The organism is Streptomyces sp. NPDC006430, assembly GCF_040612395.1.
In the GTDB taxonomy this organism is placed as follows: Bacteria; Actinomycetota; Actinomycetes; order Streptomycetales; family Streptomycetaceae; genus Streptomyces.
In genome coordinates, this window is sequence record NZ_JBEXQA010000001.1 from 518,296 (window position 1) to 543,896 (window position 25,601).

Annotated in this window: 18 protein-coding genes; 11 read left to right on the forward strand and 7 right to left on the reverse strand. The window is 69.9% G+C overall.

The features are described 5' to 3' along the window. Window positions 1-160 precede the first annotated feature (160 nt). The 4 genes from ABZZ20_RS02420 (at window position 161) to ABZZ20_RS02435 (ending at window position 7,567) form a co-directional block, all read left to right on the forward strand. Entirely contained in the window at window positions 161-1,123 is a 963-nt protein-coding gene (locus ABZZ20_RS02420) for a hypothetical protein (RefSeq protein WP_356865842.1), read from the forward strand. Window positions 1,124-1,185: 62 nt separating this feature from the next. After that, on the forward strand, window positions 1,186-5,334 hold the full coding sequence (locus tag ABZZ20_RS02425; RefSeq protein WP_356865844.1) for an ATP-binding protein: 4,149 nt from the start codon (window positions 1,186-1,188) through the stop codon (window positions 5,332-5,334). Window positions 5,335-5,340: 6 nt separating this feature from the next. Next, window positions 5,341-6,507 (forward strand): trypsin-like peptidase domain-containing protein, encoded by a 1,167-nt coding sequence (locus ABZZ20_RS02430; RefSeq protein ID WP_356865846.1) that lies wholly within the window; start codon window positions 5,341-5,343, stop codon window positions 6,505-6,507. 1 nt (window position 6,508) lies between these two features. After that, window positions 6,509-7,567, forward strand: a complete 1,059-nt coding sequence (locus tag ABZZ20_RS02435) for a serine protease (protein ID WP_356865848.1) — start codon at window positions 6,509-6,511, stop codon at window positions 7,565-7,567. Here ABZZ20_RS02435 and ABZZ20_RS02440 read toward each other — a convergent pair. Together ABZZ20_RS02440 and ABZZ20_RS02445 are read right to left on the reverse strand one after the other, a co-directional pair. Further along, the gene (locus tag ABZZ20_RS02440) at window positions 7,554-7,925 is read right to left on the reverse strand and encodes a hypothetical protein (RefSeq protein WP_356865850.1); all 372 of its coding nucleotides are present in this window, start codon (window positions 7,923-7,925) and stop codon (window positions 7,554-7,556) included. The two genes, ABZZ20_RS02435 and ABZZ20_RS02440, sit on opposite strands and share 14 nt — an antisense overlap. 313 nt (window positions 7,926-8,238) lie before the next feature. After that, window positions 8,239-9,159, reverse strand: a complete 921-nt coding sequence (locus ABZZ20_RS02445; protein ID WP_356865852.1) for a MurR/RpiR family transcriptional regulator — start codon at window positions 9,157-9,159, stop codon at window positions 8,239-8,241. 257 nt (window positions 9,160-9,416) lie between these two features. Between ABZZ20_RS02445 and ABZZ20_RS02450 the strand changes: the two genes are divergently transcribed. The 4 genes from ABZZ20_RS02450 to ABZZ20_RS02465 all read left to right on the forward strand — a co-directional run bounded on the left by ABZZ20_RS02450 (window position 9,417) and on the right by ABZZ20_RS02465 (window position 14,703). After that, on the forward strand, window positions 9,417-10,250 hold the full coding sequence (locus ABZZ20_RS02450) for a PP2C family protein-serine/threonine phosphatase (RefSeq protein ID WP_356865854.1): 834 nt from the start codon (window positions 9,417-9,419) through the stop codon (window positions 10,248-10,250). Between the two features lie 30 nt (window positions 10,251-10,280). Next, on the forward strand, window positions 10,281-11,309 hold the full coding sequence (locus ABZZ20_RS02455) for an MASE1 domain-containing protein (RefSeq protein ID WP_356865856.1): 1,029 nt from the start codon (window positions 10,281-10,283) through the stop codon (window positions 11,307-11,309). Window positions 11,310-11,506: 197 nt separating this feature from the next. Continuing rightward, complete coding sequence (locus tag ABZZ20_RS02460; protein ID WP_356865858.1) at window positions 11,507-12,310, forward strand: hypothetical protein; 804 nt, start codon at window positions 11,507-11,509, stop codon at window positions 12,308-12,310. An 818-nt stretch (window positions 12,311-13,128) separates the two neighbouring features. Further along, a complete protein-coding gene (locus ABZZ20_RS02465; protein WP_356865860.1) occupies window positions 13,129-14,703 on the forward strand; it encodes a DUF4012 domain-containing protein in 1,575 nt (524 codons plus the stop codon). A gap of 50 nt (window positions 14,704-14,753) precedes the next feature. Here ABZZ20_RS02465 and ABZZ20_RS02470 read toward each other — a convergent pair whose 3' ends face one another. The 3 genes from ABZZ20_RS02470 to ABZZ20_RS02480 form a co-directional block, all read right to left on the reverse strand. Then, complete coding sequence (locus ABZZ20_RS02470; protein WP_356865862.1) at window positions 14,754-15,860, reverse strand: glycosyltransferase; 1,107 nt, start codon at window positions 15,858-15,860, stop codon at window positions 14,754-14,756. Between the two features lie 143 nt (window positions 15,861-16,003). After that, on the reverse strand, window positions 16,004-17,194 hold the full coding sequence (locus ABZZ20_RS02475; protein WP_356865864.1) for an MraY family glycosyltransferase: 1,191 nt from the start codon (window positions 17,192-17,194) through the stop codon (window positions 16,004-16,006). After that, complete coding sequence (locus ABZZ20_RS02480; protein ID WP_356865866.1) at window positions 17,191-18,261, reverse strand: GDP-mannose 4,6-dehydratase; 1,071 nt, start codon at window positions 18,259-18,261, stop codon at window positions 17,191-17,193. The genes ABZZ20_RS02475 and ABZZ20_RS02480 overlap by 4 nt, the downstream gene beginning before the upstream one ends. 260 nt (window positions 18,262-18,521) lie before the next feature. Between ABZZ20_RS02480 and ABZZ20_RS02485 the strand changes: the two genes are divergently transcribed. Together ABZZ20_RS02485 and ABZZ20_RS02490 are read left to right on the forward strand one after the other, a co-directional pair. Continuing rightward, entirely contained in the window at window positions 18,522-19,802 is a 1,281-nt protein-coding gene (locus ABZZ20_RS02485) for a nucleotide sugar dehydrogenase (protein WP_356865868.1), read from the forward strand. Between the two features lie 242 nt (window positions 19,803-20,044). Then, window positions 20,045-21,433, forward strand: a complete 1,389-nt coding sequence (locus tag ABZZ20_RS02490; protein ID WP_356865870.1) for a hypothetical protein — start codon at window positions 20,045-20,047, stop codon at window positions 21,431-21,433. A gap of 31 nt (window positions 21,434-21,464) precedes the next feature. On the opposite strand, the gene ABZZ20_RS02495 is transcribed toward ABZZ20_RS02490, so the two are convergent. Together ABZZ20_RS02495 and ABZZ20_RS02500 are read right to left on the reverse strand one after the other, a co-directional pair. Further along, on the reverse strand, window positions 21,465-22,403 hold the full coding sequence (locus ABZZ20_RS02495) for an NAD-dependent epimerase/dehydratase family protein (RefSeq protein WP_356865872.1): 939 nt from the start codon (window positions 22,401-22,403) through the stop codon (window positions 21,465-21,467). 13 nt (window positions 22,404-22,416) lie between these two features. Continuing rightward, window positions 22,417-23,553 carry a glycosyltransferase gene (locus ABZZ20_RS02500; protein WP_356865874.1) on the reverse strand — a complete coding sequence of 379 codons (1,137 nt, stop codon included), beginning with the start codon at window positions 23,551-23,553 and terminating at the stop codon, window positions 22,417-22,419. Between the two features lie 675 nt (window positions 23,554-24,228). On the opposite strand from ABZZ20_RS02500, the gene ABZZ20_RS02505 reads away from it, so the two are divergent. Continuing rightward, on the forward strand, window positions 24,229-25,521 hold the full coding sequence (locus ABZZ20_RS02505) for a hypothetical protein (protein WP_356865876.1): 1,293 nt from the start codon (window positions 24,229-24,231) through the stop codon (window positions 25,519-25,521). Window positions 25,522-25,601: the final 80 nt, after the last annotated feature.

Sequence of the window (25,601 nt, forward strand, 5' to 3'; positions counted from 1 at the left end):
GAGGGTCTTCCGTGGCGGCCGGTCCGGCGAACCGCGGTGCGCGCGGCGACCCCCGATCGTGCGTGGCGGCCGGAGCAACGGCCGCGACCGACTGGCGGCCACTGAGCGGCCGACCAATACTGACGGTGACCGGCATCCGTGCTGCGGCGCGGGAGGTGCTATGGAAGCCCGGGTCGTCTACGTACACGGAAACGGGAACAAGGTCCGCGCGGACCTGCTCAAGTCCCAGTGGGACAGGGCGCTCTTCGGCGTGGACATGGCCGGGGCCTCGCGCATGGCCTACTGGGCGCCGCTCCGGTACCCGGTTCCCCTCCCCGAGGCCGAGCCAGACCCCGTCGACGGGCAGAGCCGGGATGCCGGAGCGCTCGGGGAAACGGTGGCGCCCGGGACGGAGTCGTCCGAGGAGTTCGTGGCGCGGACGCTCGCCGAGGCGCGACTGAAGGCCGCCGCCGGCAGTCCCGAAGGCGTTCCCGGCCCCGACGGGGCCGGCCCCGGGGACGCGGCGCTCGTCGGTTGGCTGCGGGACATGGTCTACCTCGCGGACGCGCTCGCCGAGGGCGACACCGAGGCCGCTTCGCCGGAGGCGCTCCCACTGCCCCTCATCGGCCGCACACCGCTGTTCCGGCTGCTGGTGAAACACACCTTCGAGGACGTGTACGCCTACTTCTTCGGCGGGATCGGCCCGGCGATGCGGGACGTGGCCCGGCGCGCCCTCGACGAAGGACCGGACGGCCCCCGCGACGACCGCCCGCTCGTCGTCATCGGCCACAGCCTCGGCAGCATCATCGCGTACGAGGTGCTCGCCGAGGTCGAGCGGGCCGTAGACCTCTTCGTCACCGTCGGGTCACCACTCGCGATCACAGAGGTCCAAGACGTCCTGGCGAAGCCCCCCGCGGTCCCGGCCGGAGTCGCGGCCTGGCACAACGCCTCCGATCCGCGCGACCTGGTCGCGCTCGACCACACCCTGCGGCCCGACTACGCACCGGTCCGACTCGTCTTCGACCACCTCGTGCTGAACGGCAGCGCCAACCACCACGGAATCCGCGAATACCTTGCGACCGCACCGGTCCGGGATCCGGTGCTCCGTCTCTTCGGCCGCCTTGCCACCAACCGGACCGAGTGAAACCATGACAGGTAGTAGTCAATCCGTTCGCCGCCCCGCAGGGGTGGCCGGGTAGGTGCGGTATGCCGCTCACCGATACGGAATGGGGCCTCGTCACCACCTGGGTGCGTGACTTCTTTCTCGACACCCTCGACCCGCGGGACCGGCTCGCACAGTTCGGATTCCCCCCGGACTTCATCGGTGACCTCGCGCTGACGAACAAGAGCGGTGAGAACGCCACCTCACTGGTGCGGGCCTCGCGCAAGGACATCGTGACGCAGCTCCGCCTGCTCGATGCCCTGGTGAGCCTGGACGAACTGAGCACGCTGCCGGCCGTCACGGAGGCGAAGAAGTTCCGGGCCAGGTTGCTCGAGGACGAAACGGTGCACTCCTCCGCCCAGGACCATTTCCTCGCCGGCGTGCTCCGCAACGGCACCGAGGTCTTCATCGACCGCGCGGGCCTGCGCGAGCGTCTGCGGGAATTCCTCGCCGACCCCGAGAAGACCGTACTGATGGTCGACGGGGAGGCGGACAGTGGGCGCTCGTACACCTACAGCCTGGTTCGGTACCTCGGTCAGCACTGCGGATTCCGCCCGGTGCGCGTCACGCTGTCGCGCACGTCGACAGCAGCTCAGGTGGTCCGGCGGCTGGCCGAGTTCGTACAGGACCCGCGTGCCGGGATCTCCCCGTTGAATCCGACACAGTTGAACGACTCACTGCCGTCGATCGACGATGCCGTCCACCAGATCGTCAGCCGCGCGACGGCCGCGCCGGAGCAGTTCTGGCTCGTCCTCGACGAGTGTGACAAGCTCGACGCCAATTCCGACGTCTGGGACTGCATCGGCCAGCTGGCCCTGGCCATCTACGAGTACACCCCGGTACGGGAGGAGACCGTGCCCCGGCTGGTGCTGCTCGGCTACGCGCCGACGATGCGCCAGCTGCCCTACGACATCCGCAAGAACGAGTGCCGCGACACCGCACGCGTCGCCGACCCCGACGACCTGCACACCTTCTTCCGGCAGTTCTTCGCGGACTCGCCGTCCCCGCAGGAAGCGGCCGAGGTCGCCGCACTGGCGGACGTGGCCGTCTCGACGGTCCTCGAAGCCGCCCGGGCTCCGGGGAACGACAGCTATATGCGGAAGGTCTGCACGGCGGCCGAGCGGACGGTGCGCGTCCACCGCTCGCTGCGGCCCGGCGAGGACTTCGCCGACCGGCTGCGCCGGGAACTGCTCACCGAGGCGGACGTGTCGGCCCCGACGGTCCGGGACACCCGCCGGGCGTACCGGGAGGCCGCCGCACTGCTCACCGGGTTCGACCCCACGCAGCTGCGGCTGCCGGGCGAGGAGACGAGCAGTGGCAGGGCGGCGCTGGAACTGGTCCAGGACTGCACGACCCTCGGAGTGCGGCCCCGCACCGTCTGGCTCCTCAAGCAGGAGGTCCGCGAGACGGCGCTGCGCGGCCTCGCCGGCCCCGAGGCCGCGCGCCTGGTCCTTGAGGCCAATCTCGACCAGGTTCCCAAGGGCCCGGGACCGGAACGGTTCGCCCACGCCTACCTCTGCGGCAGCCCCCCGGACCTGGAGCGGCAGGACGTGGACGGGCTCGCCGACGTCCTCCAGGCGGTGCTGTGGCTGGCGCAGGTCCCGCACGTGACCGACGTCCCGGACCCCGAGGAGGTCCAGGGTCTGCTGGAGCGCGCCAGGCTGCTCCAACCGTTGGAGCGCCTGGTGCAGGGCAGGTTCTGCGGGCGCGCCGCCGAACTGGACCAGTTGCGCGCGTACCTCGCCTCCGGTGCCGACGTCACCGGGCCGGTCAGGGAGCCGCCCCTGCTGATCCACGGGCTGGGTGGCATGGGGAAGAGCTCCCTGCTCGCCAAGTTCCTCCTCGACAGCCTGGACGACGCCCCGTCCCGCTTCCCCTTCGCCTACATCGACTTCGAGCGGCCCACGCTCTCGGTGCAGGAGCCGGTCACCCTGGTCGCCGAGATCGCACGCCAGTTCGGCATCCAGTACCCGGCCCAGCGCGCCGCGTTCGACGCGCTGGCCGTCACCTGTGAGGAGACCGCCCGCACCCAGCGGGAGGAGCAGAACACCATCGACGAGCTGTACCAGCTCTCCACCACCCGGTCGGGAGCCGGGCGCAGCGCCGCCGAGCAGTTCCACAACCGGGCGCGCGCACGCGAGACGGACCTGGTGCGGCGGGTCGCCGCATGCCTCGTCCAGGAGGTGGCGGGCGGGGGCGAGGACGACGGTCCGCCGCTGGTGATCGTGGTCGACTCCTTCGAGGAGGCCCAGTACCGGGCGAACCCCGTGCTCGGCCGGATGTGGGCCATGTGGGCGGCGCTCCAGGACGTGTATCCGCGGCTGCGGTTCCTCGTCGCCGGCCGCGCCAGCGTGAACCACCCGGGGCGGGCCGCGGAACCGAAGACGATCGCGCTCGGCGACCTCGAACCGGAGGCCGCCGTGGACCTGCTGATGTCCTGCGGGGTCGAGGACGCCGCCGTCGCCCGGGCCTTGGCCGACCGCGTCGGCGGACACCCGCTCAGCCTGAAACTGGCGGCGAGGGCGGCTGTACTCGTGGGCGAGGAGGCCGGCTCGCTGGGCGAGCTGGTCGAGAGCCTGCCCGCCCGGCGCCGGTACTTCTACCGCAAGGTCGACCAGATGCTCGTCCAGGGCATCCTGTACGACCGCATCCTCAAGCACATAGCCAACGAGGAGGTGCGCGCCCTGGCCCAGGCGGGCCTGGCGCTGCGGACCATCACCCCCGAGCTGGTCAAGGACGTGCTGGCCGCCCCGTGCGGACTGCACGTGGACACCCCGGAGCGGGCCAGCCACCTCTTCGGACAACTGGCCCGGCTCGACCTGATGGAGCCGGCCGGTCCGGGCGCCGTCCGGCACCGCGGCGACCTGCGGGCCATCATGCTGCGCCTGTCGGACGCCTCGCGCACCGACCTGATGCGCAGCGTCGGGCAGCGTGCGGTGGAGTTCTACGCGGCCCGCGAGGGGCCGGAGGCCCGTGCCGAGGAGATCTACCACCGGCTGCGCCTCAACGAGAACCCGCGCTCCGTGGAACGGCATTGGGAGCCCGGTGTCGAACGCCACCTCGACAACGCGGACCAGGACATGACGTCCCGGTCGGCCGCCTTCCTGACGGGCCGGATCGGTGGGCACACCCCGGACGCCGTGATGTTCGACGCCGACCAGGAGGACTGGGAGCGGATCGCCGCCCGCGAGGTCGAGGACCTGCTGGCCCAGGGCTACACGGACGAGGCGGCGGCCCGGCTCGCCGAACGCCGCCCCTGGACACCTGGCAGTCCCCTCCATCCGCTGCTCGTCGAGACGCTGTCGCGCAGCGGGCGGCGGGCGGAGGCCAGGGACGTGGCGCAGCAGGCCGTCGACCGCGCCGAGGAAGCCGGCAACGCCGACGCGCAGCTCGACCTGCTGCTGCTGTCCGCGCACCTCGCGGAGGACGACGGCGACGTGCGGGGCGCCGAGCGTGACCTCGCCGAGGCGGAGGACATCGCCACCGGCCTCGGACGCGACTTCGACGCGATGGGCGCCATGCTGGCCCGGGCCCGATTGGCCGACTCGCCGGGTCGCGGCGGTGCGATCGACCGGCGCCTCGCCCGGAGGCTGCGGGAGCTGCCCGACGAGGCACTGGCCGAGCAGCCGGTCCTGGTCCGGGCCGTCGCGGCCGAGGTGTCCCGGCACGATCCGGCCGCACTCGACCACACCTTGGAGGTCGTGGGCCTGCCAGAGGCCGACGACGGGGTCGTGGACGCGCTCGCGGACTCGATCGGCCGCGTGGTCGCCGAGCAGCCGGAACTACGACTAGCCCTGGCGAAGATCCTGGAGAACGCCGTCGGTCCGACGTCGGCCCAGCCCGCACAGCCGCCCCAGCAGCCCCCTGTCCCGAGCTCGACCCCGACCCCGACCCCGATGCGGGTCCCTGCCCCGCCGTCGGAGCCGTCCAGCGACGCCGTCGTACTGGACTACGGGCCCGCGAGGGAGGCTGCCGAGCCCACCGGGGCCACCCACACCGGGATGACCGGCATGCTCCGCGAAGCCCGTAGCCGGGGCACCCTCGACCGGCTCGCCCGGCGGCTGCTCGTACTGCGTGACCGGAGCGGGGAACTCGTTTCCGGCGTGGCCGCCGCCATTGGTGCGGGCACTCCCGACCCGGCGCCGCCGACCGTGGGGCGCACTGCCGAAAGGAACGGCCCCCGTGCGGCCTGAGCCGGTATGAGCGATGCGTATCTCCCCTCCGAGGAAATCGTCCGGCTGGTCGACGCCGCGCTGGAGACCGGGCTGGCCGACCCCTCGGTCCGGCGGCTGCTCCTGGACGGCATCTTGCCCAAGTACCGGGGGACGTTGCCGATGATGGCGGCCCCCGGCATGCAGGTGCACTCGGACCTCAACGAGATGAACCGGGTGGAGCGGCTCGTCGACGGATCGGTACCGCTGGAGATCTGGCTGCGCAACGCCGTCGCCCAGACCGCTGAGGCGGGGCCGCTCGCCGTCTTCCAGCGGGCCCTGGACGCGGTGGCGCGCGACGCCGCCGGCGAGCCGGACGTTCCCGCCGGGCTGCCGACCGGAGAGACCAAGGAAGAGATCGTCCACCGGGACGACACGGTGCCCTTCGAGTTCCTGCACGGCGGCGACCTGGCCGGTACGTCGGTCGCCCGGATCAAGGTTCCCCCGTACCAGGCCGGTGCCCCGCTCCAGCCGAACGGCTTCCCGCACTCGGGTACGGCCTGGTTGATCGCGCCGGGCCTGCTCGTCACCAACCACCACGTGGTGAACGCCCGGACCCGCAGCGCCACCGATCGCGGCATCGTGGATCCCGCGGACCTCCAGTTGCAGGTGCAGCATTCGCGCTCGCGTTTCGATTACGGCGCCGACGAGACGGAGACCGAGGAGGTGGCCGCGAGCGGCCTGGTCGCCTGGGACGAGGCGCTCGACTACGCGATCGTGCGGCTCGCCGACGAGCCGCCGCGGCCCGCCCTGCGGGTGGCCACCGAACCGCTGACGGTCGTCCGCGACGAGCCGGTTGCGGTCAACATCATTCAGCATCCCGGCGGCCAGCCCAAGCGCGTCGCCCTGCGCAACAACCTCGTCTACGAGGCGAACGAGGACGACGTGCGCTACTTCACCGACACCCGGGGCGGTTCCTCCGGATCGCCGGTCTTCACCGACGACTGGAGGGTCGTCGCGCTGCACCGAGGGACGCGGCGCGTCGAGGACGTCAGCTTCCAGGGCAAGAACACCGCGTTCGTCAACGTTGGCACGCAGATGAGCAGCGTCATGCGGCACCTGCGGGAGCACAGCCCCGAGGTCCATGCCGAGATCACGGCGGCACAGGTGGCACAGGCCCCTGCGCCGGAGCAGAGTCGGGCGGAGGTGGCGTGAGATGCGCGGTGGTTCACCGGTGGCGACCGGTCCCGAGCAGGTCTTCGGGAACCTTGGCGAGGTCGCCGAACGGGTGCGTCGGCAGCTGGACGCGGAGGTCCCCGAGTCCTCGCAGGACCTTCCGGCGGATCGGGCCCCGGCCGGGCAGATCGGTGAGTTCGCCCGGCAGGAGAGGGCGAGGGTGCTCAGCGCGGGTGTCACCGGGCTGGAGAAGCTGGCCGCCGGCCGGGCGGACGAGGTCGACGACGAAGAGTACTTCGGCGTCGAGGCGATCGTCCTCCTCGAAGGTCGGCCCGCCCTGTTGATCCAGGGCCAGGACTTTCCCTCGCAGCAGGGGGACTGGGCGGTGCTCGACGGTCAGCGCGCCGGGATCCGGGCGTCGATCGCCCGCGTGGGCCGGGTGGAGGTCACCGGTCACACCAGCCTGGACTGGCTGGGCACCGCCTTCCTCGTCGGCCCCGACGTTGTGATGACGAACCGCCACGTGGCGGCCGAGTTCGCCCTCGGTGACGGTGCCGGCTGGTCCTTCCGGCCCGGCATGAGCGCCCGCGTCGACCTGGCCGAGGAACTGGCCGCCGTGCCCGGCGACGGCTCGCTCGAATGCGCGGTCACCGAAGTGGTCGGGATCCACCCCGAGGTGGACATGGCCCTGCTGCGGGTGGACACCACCCGGGCCGGGCCGAGTTCGACGACCCCGCTGGCCGTGGCTGCCGATCCACCGGCCGACGTGCCCGGACGGCCGGTGTACGTGATCGGCTACCCGGCGGAGGACGGCCGCCGCAACGAACCGGAGGCCATGCGGCGCATCTTCATGGACGTGTACAACGTGAAGCGCCTTCAGCCCGGTACGACGACGGGGCTGGTTCCCGGCGAGCTCACGGTGAAGCACGACTGCTCGACGCTGGGCGGCAACAGCGGTTCCCCGGTCCTCGACCTGGTCGACCACCGCGTCCTCGGCCTGCACTACGGCGGCCGCTACGGGTTCGGCAACTACGCGGTCCCGCTGTGGGAGCTCGTGGATGATCCCCTGCTGCGCCGCGCGCAGGTCAACTGGGTGTGACGCGCAGCGCGTCGCTGACGAGGCGTACCGCGCGGGAGAGTCGGCCCAGCTGCTGGAGTTCGACGGCGTACATCCGGATCGAGTTCTCGATGACGGACTCGGCCACGCCCATCGAGGGCAGCTCGGCCCGGCTGGTCTCCAGCGCGACCCGAACCGCGCGCATCTCGTGCTGGAGCTGGAGCTGGGCGTGCCGGGAGAGGAGGACGGGGCTGCGGGTCAGCGTCGAGTAGCTGCCGTAGCGGGCCGGGAGCAGATCCCGCAGCCAGCGCATGGCCGTGCGTTCCCAGTCGTGCGTACCGGGGGTCTTGACCTGGCAGGGCCAGTCCGGGCTGAGCGTGGTAGAGGCCGTGTGGCGCATTCTCGTCGCTTCCGAGTGGTGTCGAACTCTGATCGAGACGTGGGTGGGGCGGCCTCGGCCCAGGGGTTGACCGAGGCCGCCTCGAGCGCTCTGGTGGATCGAGGTGCCGGGACTGGCACCCAGGCGGGACGTGAGGAGGAGCATCCCGTACGAGTGTCTGTCTGGGAGGGCGTGGGGTCGCTCTCCTGGCGTCCGTGCGATCCGGCGCGCTGCTTAGTAAACATATATACCGTCGAGTAAACAAGAGAATGAAAAATTACATGCGCTCACCTGGCATGAAAGTGGACCGTTCCGTACCGGTTGAAAATCGGTCTTACAGGAAGAATCCGTGCTGGTCGGCGACCTGCTCGTACCCTTCGAGCCGCGCCTGGGTCCGCTCCGGATCGGCGTCGGCCATCGCCTGCAACAAGGCTGCGGAGAGCATCCCCGGAGCCGCGTACGAGTCGAAAACCAGCCGCGCCCCGGTCCCGGCGGTCAGCGCCACGTCCGCCTCGTCCACCAGCGGACCCAAGGTCGTGTCGGTGATCAGCGCGATCTTCAGCCCGGCGCTGCGGGCGGCCTTGAGGGCCCCCAGGGTCTCCTTGGCGTGCCGGGGCATGGCGAACGCCAGCACCCAGGTGCCGCCCGCCGCCCCGGACTGTAGGAGGGCGTCATAGGCGACGCTGCCGCCACGTGTCACCAGTCGGACGTCGGGGTGGATGCGCCGTGCCGCGTACGCGAAGTACTCCGCGAGGGAGACCGAGATCCGCAGCCCGAGGACGGTCAGCGGCACCGAGCGGGCCAGCTCGCGGCCGATGTCCAGCACCTGATCGGTGTCGGCCAGCAGCCGCCGTACGTTCTCCAAGTTCACGATCTCGGCGTCCACGGCCGCCTGGAGCTCGTTGCGGCGGAACTGCTCGCGGGTCTCCGGTGAGCCCGCCACCGCGCTCAGCGCCATCGGCTGAAGCGCGTCCCGCAGGGCCGGGTACCCGCTGAATCCGAGGGAGGTGGCGAAACGTGTCACCGACGGCTGGCTGACCCCGACCCGCTCCGCGAGCTCGGTGATCGAGAGGAACGCGGCCTCGGTGAGGTGGTCGATCAGGTACTGGGCGATCCGCCGCTGCCCCGGGGAGAGCCGGTGGCCGTCGAACAGGGCGCGGACCCGGTCGCCGGGGGCGCGCTCGTGGACCGGCGGTGCCTGCCCACTCGGCGTGATCGCAGCCGCCTGTGCCCGTGCCTGCTGCCCCGATGACACCGGTGGGCCTCCCTCTCCTGTCACTCTTCTTCAAACATAGCTCACGCCCTGTGGTCGGCTGACCGGCGCCGTTGCCCCGTGGGCCGTGCAGCCGGGCCGCGGCCCCCCGGAGCGGTCGGCGAGGCCCCCGGGTGCGCGGACCGCACCTGTAGCGCCCGTAGAGGGGTGGAAATATGATGAACCGGGTCTTTGGGGCACAGTGCAGCGAGAGCCGAGAGCCGAGAGCAGGGACATATGAGTGCACCCGGGAGCGGCCCGTGACCCCGCGCCGCACTCCGCGGTCGGTGAGCGCCGACGACCTGCTGGCCACGCTGGGACGGCTCACCGAGCGGGCCCGTGCGGGCGCCGAACTGCAGCAGGCCCGGGTGGAACTGGCCGAGGCCCTGCAACGCGAGATGCTGCCGAGCTCGCTGCCCGCCGTCCCGGGTCTGCGCACCGCCGCCCGGTACGCGCCCGCCCGGCACGGTCTGGACATCGGCGGCGACTGGTACGACGGCTTCCGGCTGCCCGAAGGTTCGCTCGCCTTCTCCATCGGCGACGTCCAGGGCCATGACGTCGAGGCCGCCGCCTTCATGGGACAGGTCCGCGTCGGTCTGCGCGCGGTGTCCACCGTCATCGTCGATCCGGGGGAGGTGCTGAGCCGGGCCAACGACGTCCTGCTCTCGATGGATTGCGAACTCTTCGCGACCTGTACCCTGCTCCGCTTCGACCCCGAGACCTGGGAGCTGGAGAGCGCCCGGGCCGGACACGTCCCCAGCGTCTGGGCCACGGTCGACGGCCGGTACGGCGTGACCGACGACGAGGGCGGGATGCCGCTGGGCGTGCAGGCCGGCGAGGGCTACGCGGTGACCCGGCGCAAGCTGGACCAGGCGGGATCCATCGCCCTCCTGACCGACGGCGTGGTCGAAGGGCCGTCGTTCCCGATCGACGTCGGGCTGGCCCGGGTGGTCCGGGTCGTGCGGGAGACAGCGGGAGCCGACCCCGACGAGATCGCCGCCGAGATCATGAAGGTGGCCGACTCCACCGGCCACGCGGACGACGCGGCGGTGCTGGTCCTCAGCCATGACGCGGCGGGCCCCGCGCCCTGGTAGTGCGTGTCACGCTCCGTGCGGAGGCGGCGCTTGTTGTCTGATGCTGTGGTGCGCACCGAGGAATGGCGACGTCTGACCGGAACTCTTCTCGGGATCCTCGCTGTCGCCGGCGCCTACTACGCGACGGGACGGGTCGGCCTCCTGCTGCGCGTGCCCGTCGAGGATGCGCAGGTCACGCCCCTGTGGCTGCCCACCGGTATCGCGGTGGCCGCCCTGCTGTGGATGGGGCTGCGGGTCTGGCCCGGGATCGCGCTCGGCACGTACCTGTCCATCGCTGGCATCAGCGGCTTCCAGCCCTCCGGCATCGGGATCGTCGTGGGGAACACCCTCGCCCCGGTGTGCGCGTACCTGCTGCTCCGCCGGGTGGGATTCCGTAGCGAAATGGACCGGCTGCGGGACGGCCTGGCCCTGGTCTTCCTGGGCGGGCTGCTGCCGATGCTCATCAGTTCGTCCGTCGGCACCGGGGTGTTGGTGGCCACCGGCGACCTGCCGCCGAGCGAGTTCTGGCCGGTGTGGTCGGCGTGGTGGGCCGGCGATGCGATGGGGGTGCTCGTAGTGACGCCGCTGCTGCTCGTCCTGCCCAGGGTCCGGATGCCGCAGGACCCCTACCGCGCCGCCGAGGCGGCGACGCTGATGGTCGCCGTCGGGGTCGTCACCCTGGCGGCCACCAGGAGTTCCCTCTCGGTGCTCTTCCTCGTCTTCCCGCTGCTGATCTGGTCCGCCGTGCGCTTCCAACTCCCCGGGAGTGCTCCGTGCGTCCTGATCGTGTCCGTGCTGTCCATCGTGGCGGCGACCGATCGCGCCGGACCGTTCGCGGACCACACGCTGTTCGAGATCATGGTCAACCTCCAGGCGCTCAACGGCTCGGCGGCCCTGACCGGGCTGTTGCTGTCCGCGTTGGTGACCGAGCAGGACAACATCCGCCTGAGGATCGAGCAGGTGTGCGAGGATCTGGCCGAAGTGGTCGACCGGCTCGCTCCCGGGAAACCGGCGGACGGGCCGAGGGGCGGCGCGGGGGACGGCGCAGGGGGCAGACCGGGCGACGGTGTGGAGGGCTGACCACCGAACCGTGTGCCTCGTGGTCCGCTCTGGAGCAGCCCACCGCCGAAGGGTTGGTGACGCTCCACGACGGTTACCGGCTAATCAGTAGGGGGCCAATTCGCTGTAAGTCCCCTATATGGCCCAGACGCAGCGGCACCAAAACCTCCGGCAAGCGGGCGGCCTCTCGCTTCTCCCGTCTGTCCATCGTCATCGCAGTGAGTGCATCCGCGCTGCTGTCCGTCGTCGGTCCGACGCACGCGGTCCCGGCCAAGGACCCTCTCCCGGCCGACATCCCCGACTACCAGGCCGCCCTCAACGCGGTGAAGTCCACCGAGGTCCGCAACGCCGTCTGTCGTTTCCTGCGCACTCCGGTGCCCAGCGGCGGCGCTGGTGGGCCGGTGGAGACGATCCCCGAAACGGCCGAGCCGTGCCAGGGCCTCCCGGTCTTCACGATCAAGGACCCAGTGGCACGGAACGAGATCACCCCCGGGTTCGTCGCAGGCACCGTCCAGCCACTGCCCACCGAGGCGATCAAGCTGACGCAGCTGGTCTCCTCGCTGAGCACCACCGTCAACGGCCGCAACGCCACCGTCATGCTCGCCCCCACCCAGGGCGGCGGCTGGCACCTGGCGGCCGTGCGCGACGGCGACAGCGACGCCACGTACGCCAGCAAGGCCACCGTGGGCACACTGGTCTTCACCGAGCCGCAGATCCGCGGCTGGTACCAACTCAAGCTCCTCACCGTCGAGCCCCTCAACGACCAGGCCCGGCAAGGACTGGGCGGCCAGGCATCGGTGTCGCTCAGCGACTACCAGAAACTGGTCAAGGCCCGCTACGCCGACAAGCTCCCCGGCTCGGAGTACGCCACCAAGGGCTACTCCAGCGGCTACAGCCCCCAACTCAAGGCGGACGACGCCTCGTCCTCCACCCTGCTCCTTGCCGGCGGTTCCGGCATGGCACTCGCCCTCGCGGGCGGAGCCGCAGTGCTCCACCGGCGCCGGCGCACGAGCACCCGCTGACCCGACCCCATACGCCCCCTCGCTCCCTTCCGGCAGCCAGCCGGGAGGGAGCGAGCGGGGCGTACGGCCTGCTGCAACCTGGGCGACTTCTCGTCCATGGGCCGCGTCGGGTCGTACTTCTACGAGGCCGTCAGCGAAGCGTTCGACTCCAAGAGCCCGATCGACTACGAACGCGAATACCGAGCCGCCCTTACCGTGGGGCTGGCTCATAGGAGGCCAACACCTCGGTATGAATTATTGGGCCATCCAGTGATTCGGGTATTCCAAGGCGTTATCGGACGCTACCCAGCGACATGTATGGGTGTGTAGAGCCAATTTGCCCCGTCGGTTCTGGCCCTGACTCATGTAAGGAGCGTGGAGAATTTGGCGACGTCGTCGATGTGGCGTGGCGCGCGGGCGGCCGGCACAGCCTGGGCTGCCGTCGCCGTGTCCCCTCGTCCGGGCGACTGGCCCGGCCACGCTCTTCGCAGGGCGACAGGAGTGGTCCCACCCGGAGGCGGCGTGGGTGGAGCAGCCTCGTGGCTCGAAAACCATTGATCACCGAGTTCTCCGTGTGGCTGCGACACCTGCGTGAGCGTCTCGAATTCATCGAGAACACGGGGCGGTCTCCAAGGACGGAGCCGGCGAGCCGCCGATTCCCACGGCCTCGTGCCCGGCACGTGCTGTCGGCCGCCGCCGCCCTGTGTCTTGCCCTAGCGGGCTGGATCGTGGGCACCGGTCTACTTGCCCGGACGGAGTTGCTGGCCGCTCAGCGGTCGCTGGATACGCTGCGGCACTCGGTCGCGGATACGACGGGGAACGCTGCCTCGGAGGCAGCGATGAGCTCTGCGGCGGGGCACGCCGACCGGGCGCATCGCCTGACCACCGGACCCGCCTGGTATCTCTTCGCGCAGGTGCCGTTCTTCGGCCGCCCCGCGGAAACGGTTCGCGGCGCGGCGAGCGCCGCCGACCGGTTGACTCACGACGTACTTCCGCCGTTCGTGCGCATCGCTCCCGAACTCGCAGATGGCTCCCGTGAGGGCGGTAGGGGAGCGCTGCTGTCCGCCTTCGGCGGCAAGGCTCCGGCTCTCGAACGGGCGGCGCGGGCGGTCGCCGAGACGCGCGCGGAGGCCGACCGTCTTCCCCGTACCACCTGGTTGCCGGCGGCCGACCACGCGCGCACGCAACTGTTGGGGTTGCTCGACCGGATCGCCCCCGTCACGTCCGATGCCGCAGTGGCCGCCCGTGTGCTGCCGGCGATGCTGGGGGAACAGGGTCCTCGACGGTATTTCGTCGGCGTCCAGAACACGGCGGAAGCCCGCGGCACCGGCGGCATGCCGGGGGCCTTCGCCGTGCTCACCGCCGAACGGGGACAACTGCACTTCGAGACCTTCGGCAATGACGACAGGGTGACGGGTGGCAGTCCCACGGTCGACCTGGGAGCCGAATACACCGCCCGCTACGCCCAGTACAAGCCCACCCGCTTCTGGGCCAACTCCAATCTCAGCCCGCATTTCCCCTACGCCGCCCGTATCTGGGCGGCAACCTGGCGCCAGCGCAGCGGCCAGAGGGTGGACGGGGTCATTGCCCTGGACCCCGCCACCTTGGGCCGATTGCTGCGAGCGTCGGGCCCGGGACGACTGTCCGACGGCTCGGTGCTCACCGGCGACAACGTGCTGGATCTGACGGAGCGCACGGGTTACGCACGCCACTTGGACGACGCGCGGCGCAAGGCTTTCCTCCTCGACGTGGCGCGCACGGCCGTCACCACCCTGGTGGAGGCCTTCCACGATCCGCGCCGGATTCCCGGACTGCTCAAGGCAGCGTACGGTGACGCGGCGACAGGACGGCTGAAGGTGTGGAGCGCCCGGGAGAACGAGCAACGTCTCCTGTCGACACGTCCGTTGAGCGGCGTGTTTCCCCAGGAGACCGGCCCCTTCGCCGGACTCGTCGTCAACAACGCGGCGGGCGGGAAGCTGGATTACTACCTCGATCGAGAGCTGAGCTTGGTTCCGGGCCGCTGTACGCCACAAGGCCGAATCGTCACCGTGCGGATCGCTCTCACCAACCGGGCGCCACGGTCGGGGCTTCCTTCCTACGTCACCCAGCGAGGCGACAAGCCGGCTTACCCCGTCCGGCCGGGAGACAACCGGGTGCTGCTCTCCTATTACGCCAGCACGGGCGCACAGCTCACCGGTGCGACCCTCGACGGTCGGACCGTCTTGGCGGGCATCGGCGAGGAACGCCGACACCCGGTCTACACGATGGACCTGGAACTGCCCGCGCAGCGCACCCGCACCCTGATGCTCCGGCTCCTGGAGCCGGTCAGTGACCGTGCGCCCGTGCTGTGGCGCCAGCCGTTGGTCACACCGCTGCGGGCCCATGTGGAGTCCCACTCGGCGTGCGGCGACTGACGGCGGGCACTTGAGAAGGCAGCGGTGACCGATGCCCAGACGGCTTCTCCTCAGCTTTCCCGGGCTCCGCTCGCCAAGGCGGCGTAGACCTTGTCGAACCAGGCGGCGGTGGAGGCGACGTCCACCGAGGTGGTGTCGGCGAGCGCTCGGGCGGCGAGCGCGCAATGAACCTCGGGCCGCATGGCGCGCAGGATGCCTTCCGCCAGCCGTTGCGGTGAACCGGGCTGGACGAGGATGCCGTTGTCGCCGTCGCGGACCAGGTCGGGGATTCCCCCTACCCTGGTGGCCACCACCGGCACGGCGGATGCCAGTGCCTCCATCACCACCACGGGCATCGCTTCGTAGTGGGATGCCAGGACCAGGGTGTCGGCAGCCGCCACCAGCCGGCCAGCCTGCTGAATCCGTCCCAGATACGGCATCCGGTCCTGTAGTCCGCGCCGGTGGATGTCCGCGAGCACCTGCTCGCGCAGAGGGCCGTCCCCGGCCAGGACGAACAGCGCGTCAGGACGCTGCTCGAGTACCAGAGCGGCTGCTTCGACCAGCATCGCGTGGTTCTTCACTGGACGGAAGTTGGCCACGAAAGCCATCACGAAGGCCTCCGCCGGGATACCGAACTCCTCCCGAACCTGGGCCGATCGTTGCGCCCAGCTGCGCTGAGCGGCCACGTCCACCCCGTGGATGCGCGTACGGACCCGACGAGCGCCCCGCACGGATCCGGAGGCGGCTACCTGTGGTGAGACGGCCACCGTCAGATCATCAAGGCGCCGCGTCGGCCGTTCGAGCAGCCTCGTCAGCGGGTGACACCGCACATAGTGCACTGTCGAGATCAGTACCGGGCGCGGGCGCATCAGGCGCAGAGCGGGGCGCAGCACCGCGGCGGGCAACGGGGAGTGAACATTCACCACGTCCGGAGCCAAGCGCCGCACGGCACGGAGCAGCCCGAGGTAGCGCAGCCTCCGCGGACAGGACCGGAGATCGACGAGTCTTACTCCGCAGTCCCGGAGTGCATCCACCAGCTCCTCCGTCTCGGCTTGGAGGAAGACCACGGTGTAGTCACGGTCGGACCGGGGTGCCCTGCGCAGGCGTTCGACCAGAAGGACCTCGGCACCGCCGACGTCGAGGGTCTTGATCACTTCGCAGATACGCGTCATGGCCATCGAGTCGCCTTCCGATAACGACGAGGCCTTGCGCCGTCGCGGTTCAGCACCGTAGGTGCTGAGTGGCGCCCGGACACAAGGCCTCGCCCCGGTCGTCGCGTCTTTCCTGGGAGCCTCACCCGAATGTCGCCTCTTCTACGGCATCACTGTGGTGCCACCAGAGAGCCCGCTGTCGGGGACAACGCGGCGGCGTTCGTGGCTTCCCGTGAGTGCGGTACACCCGTCGGCCGGACTGCCCTGGGGCGGAGTCTGGCCCCATCACCGAGTCTCCACCGGAGCGCCGTACGGGCACCCCCGTCGGCCAGGGCCGGGATCGCGACGCGCGGCGAAGCGGTGGACGAGGCGGGGACTTTGAGCAGCAGCCGCAACGCCCCGATCCCCACGGCGCAGGCGGCGAGGAGCGCGATGCCGGGAGCCAGCAACCCGTAGGTCACCAGCATCGCGGACAGGCAGCCCACCACGGCGAAGGCGCTGAGCGTCTGGACCACCTGCGGCACCGTCAAGCCCATGCGCCGCAACCGGTGGGCGGTATGGTCCGTGCCGCCCTGCAGCAGGGGCCTCGACTCCCGGTAGCGGGAGAGCATCACCAGCGCGGTGTCCAGCGTCGGTACCAAGGTGGCGAGCAGGAGACTCGTGGGTCCGGACAGGCCTGCGGCGTCACCGTGGCACACCGTCATCGCGGAGGCCAGCGTGAAGCCGAGGAAGAGTGAGCCCGCGTCACCGAGGAAGATCCGTGCCGGATGCCTGTTGTGGAACAGGAAACCGAGACAGGCCCCGGCCAGGGCCGCCATCACCACACCCAGGCCGTTCAGATCGCCTGCCGGGGCAGTCAGGCAGACGAATCCTCCGATGACGACACACAGCGATGACGCTGCGCCGTCCATGTTGTCCAGCAGGTTGAATGCGTTCGTGACGAAGACGATCCACAGGACGGCAAGCACGACGTCGACCGTTCCGCCGAGGACGCTCGGATGCCCCCCTACCACTACCACCATCGTGGCGGCCGACGTCTCGACGCACAGCCGGATCTTCGGCCCCAGCTGACGCAGATCGTCGATGAGCCCGAGGACGCACACGATGGCCGCGCCGCCGAGCAGCACCGCGAGAACCGGGTCGAAGACACCCCGGGCGAGCGCGACGGTCGTAGCCACGGCAAGGGTGGCGAGCGCGACGGCGACACCGCCGAGATAGGGCGTGGGCCGAGTGTGCGACTTACGGGCGCTGGGACGGTCGGTGATCCCATGGCGCAGGGCGAAACGCCGCATGGGTTCCGTCAGTAGAAGGGCCGCCGCGCCTGCTCCCGCCATCGGCAGCACCGCGCTGATGCCGTTCACCGTCCCGCCACAGCGGCTTTGGGGACGGGCCCGCCGGTCCCGGGGAGACGTGGCTCCGGGGGGGCCGGCACATGTCCCGACGGGGTCTCGCGCACTGCCGCACGGGCGTCGGCGATCGCGTCGGCGAGCACGTCGGCCAGGCCGTGCCGGGGCTGCCAGCCCGTCAGTGCGCGGAGTTTCGTGGTGTCGGGGACTCGTCGTTCCATGTCCTCGAAGTCCGCTCCGTATGCGTCTGCGTACGAAAGGTGTTCCACCCGTGAGACGCTTCCGGTCTCGGCGATGATCCGGTTGGCGAGCTCGAGGATGCTGATCTCGTCGTGCACGCCGATGTTGAAGGTCTCTCCCACCGCCTCGGGGTGTTCCAGCAGGAGCAGCAGCGCCGCGACGGCGTCGGCGACGTGCAGGAAGCAGCGTCTCTGGTGGCCGTCCGCATGGATCGTGAGGGGTTCCCCGAAGACTGCCTGCCGGGCGAACCGCGGAATGACCATGCCGTACGCCGGGCTCTGGCGGGGTCCCACGGTGTTGAAGAACCGGACCACGGTCGACCTCAGCCCTCGCTCCCGGTGGTAGAGGCAGGCCATGACCTCGTCCACCGCCTTGGCGGTGCTGTACGACCACCGGGCCACGGACGGGCTGCCCAGGATACGGTCGGAAGTCTCGCTGAGCGGTCCGGAGGAATTCTTCCCGTAGATTTCCGAGGTGCTGGCGATGAGAATCCTACGATCGTGGCGCTGCGCGGACTCGATGACGGTCTCGGTGCCTTTTGTGTTCGTGATGAACGACCTCAACGGCTGCTCCACGATGAGTTTGACCCCTACGGCGGCAGCCAAATGGATGACAATCTCGCATTCCTGCACCAGCTCGTCGACGAGCGGCGCATCCAGAACGGATCCGTGGACGAAGCGGAAGCGCGGGTTCGCCTGCGCCTGGGTGAGGTTTTCGTGCCGTCCGGTGGTGAGGTTGTCGAGGACCACCACGCTGTTTCCGTCGGCCAGCAGTGCGTCCACGAGATGGGAGCCGATGAAGCCGGCTCCGCCGGTTACCAGGTACTTCGAACAACGATCCATGTGCGGCGTCACTCCGGTTCGGGTGGTGGGGTCGCGGTTTCGGTGAGCTCGATCACGGCGCCGAGCCAATGTTCACCTATGCGATGAATAGCGGAGATCGGAACCTCGTCAGGTGATGACGGAACGCTCGGCGAGTCTCCCGTTACTGAATCAGGGTGATGACGGTCGGACACATCCCGAAGATGCGGGTCGGAGCTGCCGCGCATGCGTCAATGGGCGTTGGCATATGCCGAGTCCCCAAAAAAATCGGAGTGATGAGGGTGCGTCAGAACAGCGTCGCCGACAGGCGCAACCTGATCGTCGTAGGCCTGGGCTACGTAGGCCTTCCCCTGGCCATCCGGGCGGTCGAGGCTGGATATTCCGTCGTCGGCGTGGATACCGACGAGTTGCGTGTCAAACGCCTGGGCGGCTGCGACTCCTATATCGAAGGCGTCGACGACGCGCGCCTCATGGCCATCACGGACAGCGGCCACTTCCGTGCCGCCACCGACTACGACGGGATCGACGGTTTCGACGTATGCGTCATCACGGTGCCGACACCCCTGCGCGAGGGCGTCCCCGATCTGAGTTTCGTGGAGTGCGCCGGTCGGAGCATCGCCCCGCACATCTCACCCGGCGCCACCGTGATTCTCGAGTCCACCACGTATCCCGGGACGACCGAGAGCCTGCTGCTTCCGCTGCTGGAAGCGGGCAGCGGACTGAGGGCCGGAGCAGATTTCCACCTGGGCTACAGCCCCGAGCGCATCGATCCGGGCAACCCCGACTGGCGCCTGGAGAACACGCCCAAGGTGACCTCCGGGATCGATCCCGCGTCCCTGGACAGCATCGAAAGATTCTACGCCGACATCGTGGAGCAGACCGTGCCGGTGAGTTCGTGCCGGACCGCCGAGCTGACCAAGCTGCTGGAGAACACCTATCGGCACGTCAACATTGCGATGGTCAACGAAATGGCCATGGTCTCGCGCCAGTTGGGGGCCGACATCTGGGAGGCCATCGAGGCCGCCAGCAGCAAGCCGTTCGGCTTCATGCCGTTCCGACCCGGTCCCGGCGTGGGCGGACACTGTCTGCCGGTGGACCCGTCCTATCTGTCGTGGCAGGTCAAGCGGCTGCTGAAACAGGACCTCCGATTCATCGCCCTGGCCAACGAGATCAACGACCGCATGCCGTCCCACGCCGTCTGGCGGATCACCCGCGGACTGAACGAACGCGGGAAGTCGGTCAAGGGCTCGCGCGTGCTGCAACTCGGTCTGGCCTACAAGAAGAACACGGGTGACATCCGTGAGTCGCCGGCCCTCGCCCTCGCCGGGTCGCTGCTCGCCCTCGGCGCCCGGCTGGTGGTAGTGGAGCCGCACACCGACTCGTACCTCGTTCCCCCGCAGATCACCCGGGTCGAACTCACCGAGGCGGAGGTCCGGGCAGCCGACGTGGTCGTCGTGGCAACCGATCACGATGCCTTCGACTACGCACTCGTCGAAGAGGCCGGTGCCTACGTTTTCGACACGCGGAATCGCTGCCGGGGCGAGCATGTCGAGGTCCTCTGACCCGTGCGCGTCCGCGCCCTTCTCCGGCCGGGGAGGATCCGGGCCGGCCGGATCCTCCTGCTCCGCCGAGGTCGGGACGACTTCGCCAAGTCGCACGGGCCGTGGGACGGTTGTGGCAGAGAGGCAACCGATGCCCGCCACCCGCTCCGACTGACGAGGAGGTGCAGCAGCAGGTGAGAGGTACACCGCCAACGGCGGCGGCACTGGATGCCACAGGTACCGGGGCGCACCCCGGGAGTTGGGTGAGGCGCTGGGCGAGGCGACTGCCCTGGCAGCGGCATCTGAGGACCTTCTGCTCGCTCACCGCCGCCAGTCAGATCGAGGCGGCATTCTCGTTCGCCACCACCGTCACACTGGTCCGGCTGGTCGGCAGCACTGCGGCGGGGGAGGTGCTGCTGACCCAGGCCATGGCAGCGGTCTGGTTCCTGCTGTGGGATCCGCGCTTCGAGGACGCGCAGCAACGGTTCGTTCCCATGGAACAACGTCGCGGCGCCGGTCACGGAACCCGGCTGTACTGCCGGCTTCTCCGGCTGGACATCGGGGCCGGGCTGCTGGCCACGGTCCTGGGCGTGGCGGCGGCGCTGGCCGCCGCGGCCCTGGGATGGATCCCCGCAGAACGGCTGTCGCTGCTCGTGCTTGCCGTGCTGGCGGCAGGAGCGGCCACGCCCTGGGGCAGTGCATCGGTCGGTTTCGCGATCTCCGACCGGCTTGAGCGGCTCGGAGTGATCCGCGTGGTGCTCGCCGTCTTCGGCTTCCTGGTGACGCTGGCGGCATTGATGACGGCCGGCACGGTCGGCTACCTGCTGGCCACCGTGATCACCGGCCTGGTTTCCACCGTATCCGTCACCGTGATCGCCGGGCGGCAGGTGAGGCAGGCGTGCGGCCCTCCCGCCGAGGGCCCCGCTCCGATGCCGGCGGGCCTGTTGCCCTTCCTGGTGAAGAGTTCGGCGACCCAATCCGTCTCCCTGGCCTCAGACAGTGGCGTCTCTCTCCTGGCCGGACTGCTCGGGGGCCCCACCCTGGTGACGTACCTGAAAATCGCCGGCGCTCCGGGCCGTCTCTTCGGGAGCGTCGTCAACCCGGTGGCGTCGCAGCTCTACCCGCGTCTTGCTCGGGCCGGAGCCCATGGGCGCCGGAAGGCGGTGATGGGCGACGTCCACCGCTGCAGTGCACTCGTCGGCGCCGTCGGACTGGTCGCGGTGGTGGTCGCGGTTTCCCTCCTCGGCCTGCTGATCGGCCTGATGTACGGCGCCCAGTACACGATCCTGTCCACGGCGGCGGTGGTGATGCTGGCGGGGGCCGCGCTGCGTGGCACGGCGATCTGGTCCAAGGTCCTGCCCTCGGCTCTGGGCTTCCCCGGTGTCAGGCTGGTCTTCCTCACCGCCGAGGGTGTCTGTCAGCTCGGGCTGCTGGCCTGCGTCATCCACTTCTGTGCCGGTGCGTCGGGCAGGACGCTGGCCTGGGCATGGGGAAATCTGGGCCTGACGGTCCTGAGCACGGCCGGCTGGTTCATCGTGCTGAGGTGCCTCACCCGGTCGATGCCGGATCCGGACGTCCAGGCCGGGCGGGGTCCGGTGGGGAACGACCCCCGCGTCCACGCGGTCGGCGCGGCCTGCGGCGCAGACCACTGAGTCCCGCCCGCGAGGCCGCACATAGGCTCCGCTACGCGTACGCCGGCAGGGAGCGGAACCACCGGACGGTCTCGGTCAGCCCCTCCTCCAGCGGAACCGCCGCGAGACCCGGGAAGAGACCACGGAGCAGCCCGTCGTCGGCCTGCGAGTCGCGCACATCGCCGCGGCGGGGATCCTCGTGGCGGACGTCGATCGCCAACTCCAGCGTCTTGGCGAGGTGATGGGCGAGCTCCAGGACGCTGATCCGGGTGCCGAAGGCCAGGTTGACGGGGCTCGTGCTCGTGACCTTGCGCAGGACGGCGCCGGCGAGTACCCGGGCGACCGTTCCGACGTAGGTGAAGTCGCGGGTCTGGTGGCCGTCGCCGAAGACCGTCAGCGGCTGACCGCGCAGCGCGGCGTCGATGAAGGCCGGAACGACGGCTGCGTAGGCGTGTCCGGCAGGCTGTAGCGGGCCGTAGACGTTGAAGAAGCGGAAAACGAGGGTCGGAAGGCCGAATGCCGATCCGTAGGCGAGCGCATAGGCCTCGGTGGCGAGCTTACTGGCGGCGTACGGGCTGAGGGGACGCGTCGGCAGGCCCTCGTGCTTGGGCAGGTCGGCGACCGAGCCGTACACGGACGACGAGGACGCGGCGACCAGGTGGGTGTTTCCGCGGCGGCACGCTTCGAGGACGCGCATGGTTCCGGTGGCGTTGACTTCGTGGCTGGCGAACGGATCCGCCAGGGAACGCGGCACGGACGGCCGCGCGGCCAGGTGGACCACGGCGTCGGCCCCGGCCACCACGCCCTCGAGCAGGTCGCGGTCGAGGATGCTGCCCTCGATGAGCTCCACGTCCGTACCCGCGAGATTGGCCGCTGTACCGGTACTCAGATCGTCCAGGGCGAAGACCCTGCCGATGGATGGGTGGGTGGTCAGTTCACGGCACAGGTTCGCTCCGATGAACCCGGCCCCTCCGGTCACTACGACGTCCAACGGTTCGTGCCTTTCAGTGGGGGATCGGCCACCAGCCGTGTGTCACGGCGATGGAGGCATAGAGATCGTGGGTGTCCTGCACCAGGCGCTCGGCCCCGAACTGCCGCGCTGTCCAGGCGCGGGCCTGCTCGCCCATCCGGCGGCGGAGCGAGTCGTCGCCAAGGAGCCTGATGGTGTGCCGGGCGAGGTCATCGGCGTCGCGCTGGGCCAGAAGCCCGGTCTGCCCGTCCAGGACCACCTCTGCCACGCTGCCCACGTTCGTTGCCACGGCCGGCACCCCCGCCAGCCCGGCCTCGATGAGACTGACCGGCATTCCCTCGTTGTCCGATGTGAGTAGCACCAGGTCCGAGGCGGCGTAGACGGTCTCCACGTCGGCGCGCCAGCCCAGCAGATGGAGCGAGTCGCCCAGATCGCCGGCAGCTTCCAGATCGCCGTGCAGGTCTCCGTCCCCGCACACCAGGAATCGAGCGGTCGGGAAGGCGCGACGTACCTCTCGGGCCACCGACAGGAACCGGTCGGGCCGTTTGATCCTGGTCACCCGCCCGACATAGGCCACGACGAGGCTGTCCTGCGGGAGGCCGAGCTGCTTGCGCGCCTCCGAGCGGCCCGGAGCAGCAGCCGGCGTGGTGCCGGGCGGTACCACGGCGTACTGCCCGGGTCGGCCGATGCCCGCGGCCACGAGGTCGTCGCGGACGCTGCGTCCCACCGCCACCAGCCGGTCGGTGACGGTCGCGAGGCCGCGCTCGGCCTGCACCACCAGGCGGGTCTTCGCCGGTGAGAAATAGCCCTGGAGGAGGTGGCCGTGGAAGGTGTGCACGCGTACCGGCACCCGAGCGAGCACGGCCGCCGTACGTCCGAGTGCTCCCGCCTTGGCGGTGTGGGTGTGCACGATGTGCGGCCGGAACCGGCGCATGGCGGCGGTCAGCGCCGACAGGGCACGCAGATCATCGGTGGGCCGCACGGCCCGGCCCAGGGTTGGCACCGGGCACACCCGCACATGCGGGGCTCGCTGCTCCACGTAGTCGGCCTCGTCCGGGCCCACGAAGCCGGCGAAGAGCCGGTGGTCGAAGAGCTCGCTGTCGAGTCCCCGCATGAGTGTGGAGACCTGGAGGGCCGGACCGCCCACGTTCATCCGGGCGATGACCCTCATCACCCGGATTCGGGAGGGAGCGGCGGCGTGGGCGTGACCTCGGGCAATCACCATTCAGCCTCACCGCGTTCCTGGCCAATCGTCGGGTCGGGCACTTGTACAAGCTCACGACGAGCACTCATGGTGACCTGAAAGGATCAAGCGAAGACACCGACGCGCCGCCTGCCAGGTGAGGACACACCTATGGTCTAACGACCTTGGGGAAGAGAGTGATCGCCCCAGTCGGGCCGTGACATGAGAAGGACCGCACGGGTTGGGTGAGTTGTAAAGCTGACCTGCGCCGTGCGGTCTGTTCCCGTCCTGCCCTGTCCGGTGTTTCCCGCGTACCTTTCGACGAGTTGTTCGCTGAACTCGCCGGACCGTGGGAAGCGGCCGGACAGTCCGCGCTGCGTACGGTACGGGGTGGCCCGCGCCGACGGGCTGGAGGGGCCGGGCGCAAGCCGAAGCCGGCCTTTTCGACCGGCTGCTGGTCACCCTGGTCCATCTGCGAGTTCGTAAACGCCCGCGCGCCGAACGACCTTTCATCGACCCTGTCAGCGCCAGAATGTTCCCTCAGGGAATTTTGCCCTGCTTCATATCAGATCATCAGAGACAGACGATCCACGTGTGTGTCGTTGCCGCGGATCGCGGAGGAATCCAGTGAGGCGGACCGTAATCACACTGAATGGTTCGAACGTGGCCGGTGTCATCGTCCCGGTGCTCTTTGCCGTTCTGGTCTGGGCCGGTCGGACCGAACTTGCCCTCAGCACTCTGCTGCCCTCCGCAGCGGTGCTGTTCATGGTCATCGCCCCGCCCTGGCTGATCCTTCTCATGACCGCCGTCGTCGTGGTGATCAGCCCCACGGCGTGGCCGCACCTCGGCGTGGTTGGCGGAGCCGACATCTATCTCGGCGACGCACTCCTCGTGTTGTTCGGCCTGGCCGGGCTGCTGCGCATCCGCAATCGCTCTGGCGGGCCCGTCCTCGGCGCGGTCGGCGCGTTCGTGCTCTACGGGCTGGTACGCGACCTCCTGGGCGGGCACGCCGAGGGCGCGATGACCTTCCTGCGCATCATGGAGCCCGTCATGGTCTGCGCGGCCGTAGGACTGCTCCTGCCCCGCGGGTTCGACCTGTGGCGCACCGCGCGCTGGGCACTGCTGGGCGTGCTGGCGACGGTGCCTCTCTTCGGGGATACACGGATCCGCTGGTCAGGCCTGCCCGGCGGCCCCAACGACGTGGCTCTGGTCGCTGCGGTACTGGTGGTCCTCGGCGTCGCGGCCACCAGCAAGCCAGTCAGAGCACTGTTCGTTCTGAGCGGCCTGTGGGGGCTGGTCGGAACCCGCGGGATCACCGCGTCACTGGCCGCACTTGCGGGAGTGGCGGTGCTCAGTCTGGGCCGGCGCCGGCAGGCGCGAAGCGGGGAAAGGGGCTTGCTCCACCCGCTCACGCTTGCCTGTGCGGCGACGGTTACCTGTCTGGTGATCCCGAAGATCCGTCCCGACCTGGACGTGACCCTCGACGTGCACACCACTCAGGCCCAGTCCTTCTGGTCCGCCATCGCATCGACCAACCCGCTGATCGGCGGGGGCTGGTCGATTGTGGACAGCGAGGCCCTGGTGAACGCCTACCGGCACACCTACCTGCTCGGTCTGCACAACGTGTATCTGGACATGGCCGTCTTTCTCGGCGGGGTCGGTATCGGCCTGTTCCTCCTCGTACTGTGGCGCGCATGGCTCACCTGTGACCGGCTTACCCGCGCGGTACTTGTCGTGGTAGCGGTGTGGTTCAACACCACAGGTGCCTTTCCAGGCGCGGGCTGGGGGATCCTCGGCCTGGTGGTGGCGGCCTGTGTCGGTCGGGCGTCACGGAGTGCCGCCTCGGGCGGCGCCGCGCCGCCCGAGGCGGTCACCGACCCAGCGACACTGGTACCAGTGGTGAGAACTGTGGCGGCGAATCGCCCGAGGCCGGCCCTGGAGACGTCGGACACGTAGCACCAGCCAGAGGCAAGCCTCTCATGGTGTGCTCCGCAGGCTTCCAGGGGTAAACCGCCAGCCGCGCATACGCCGTTGGG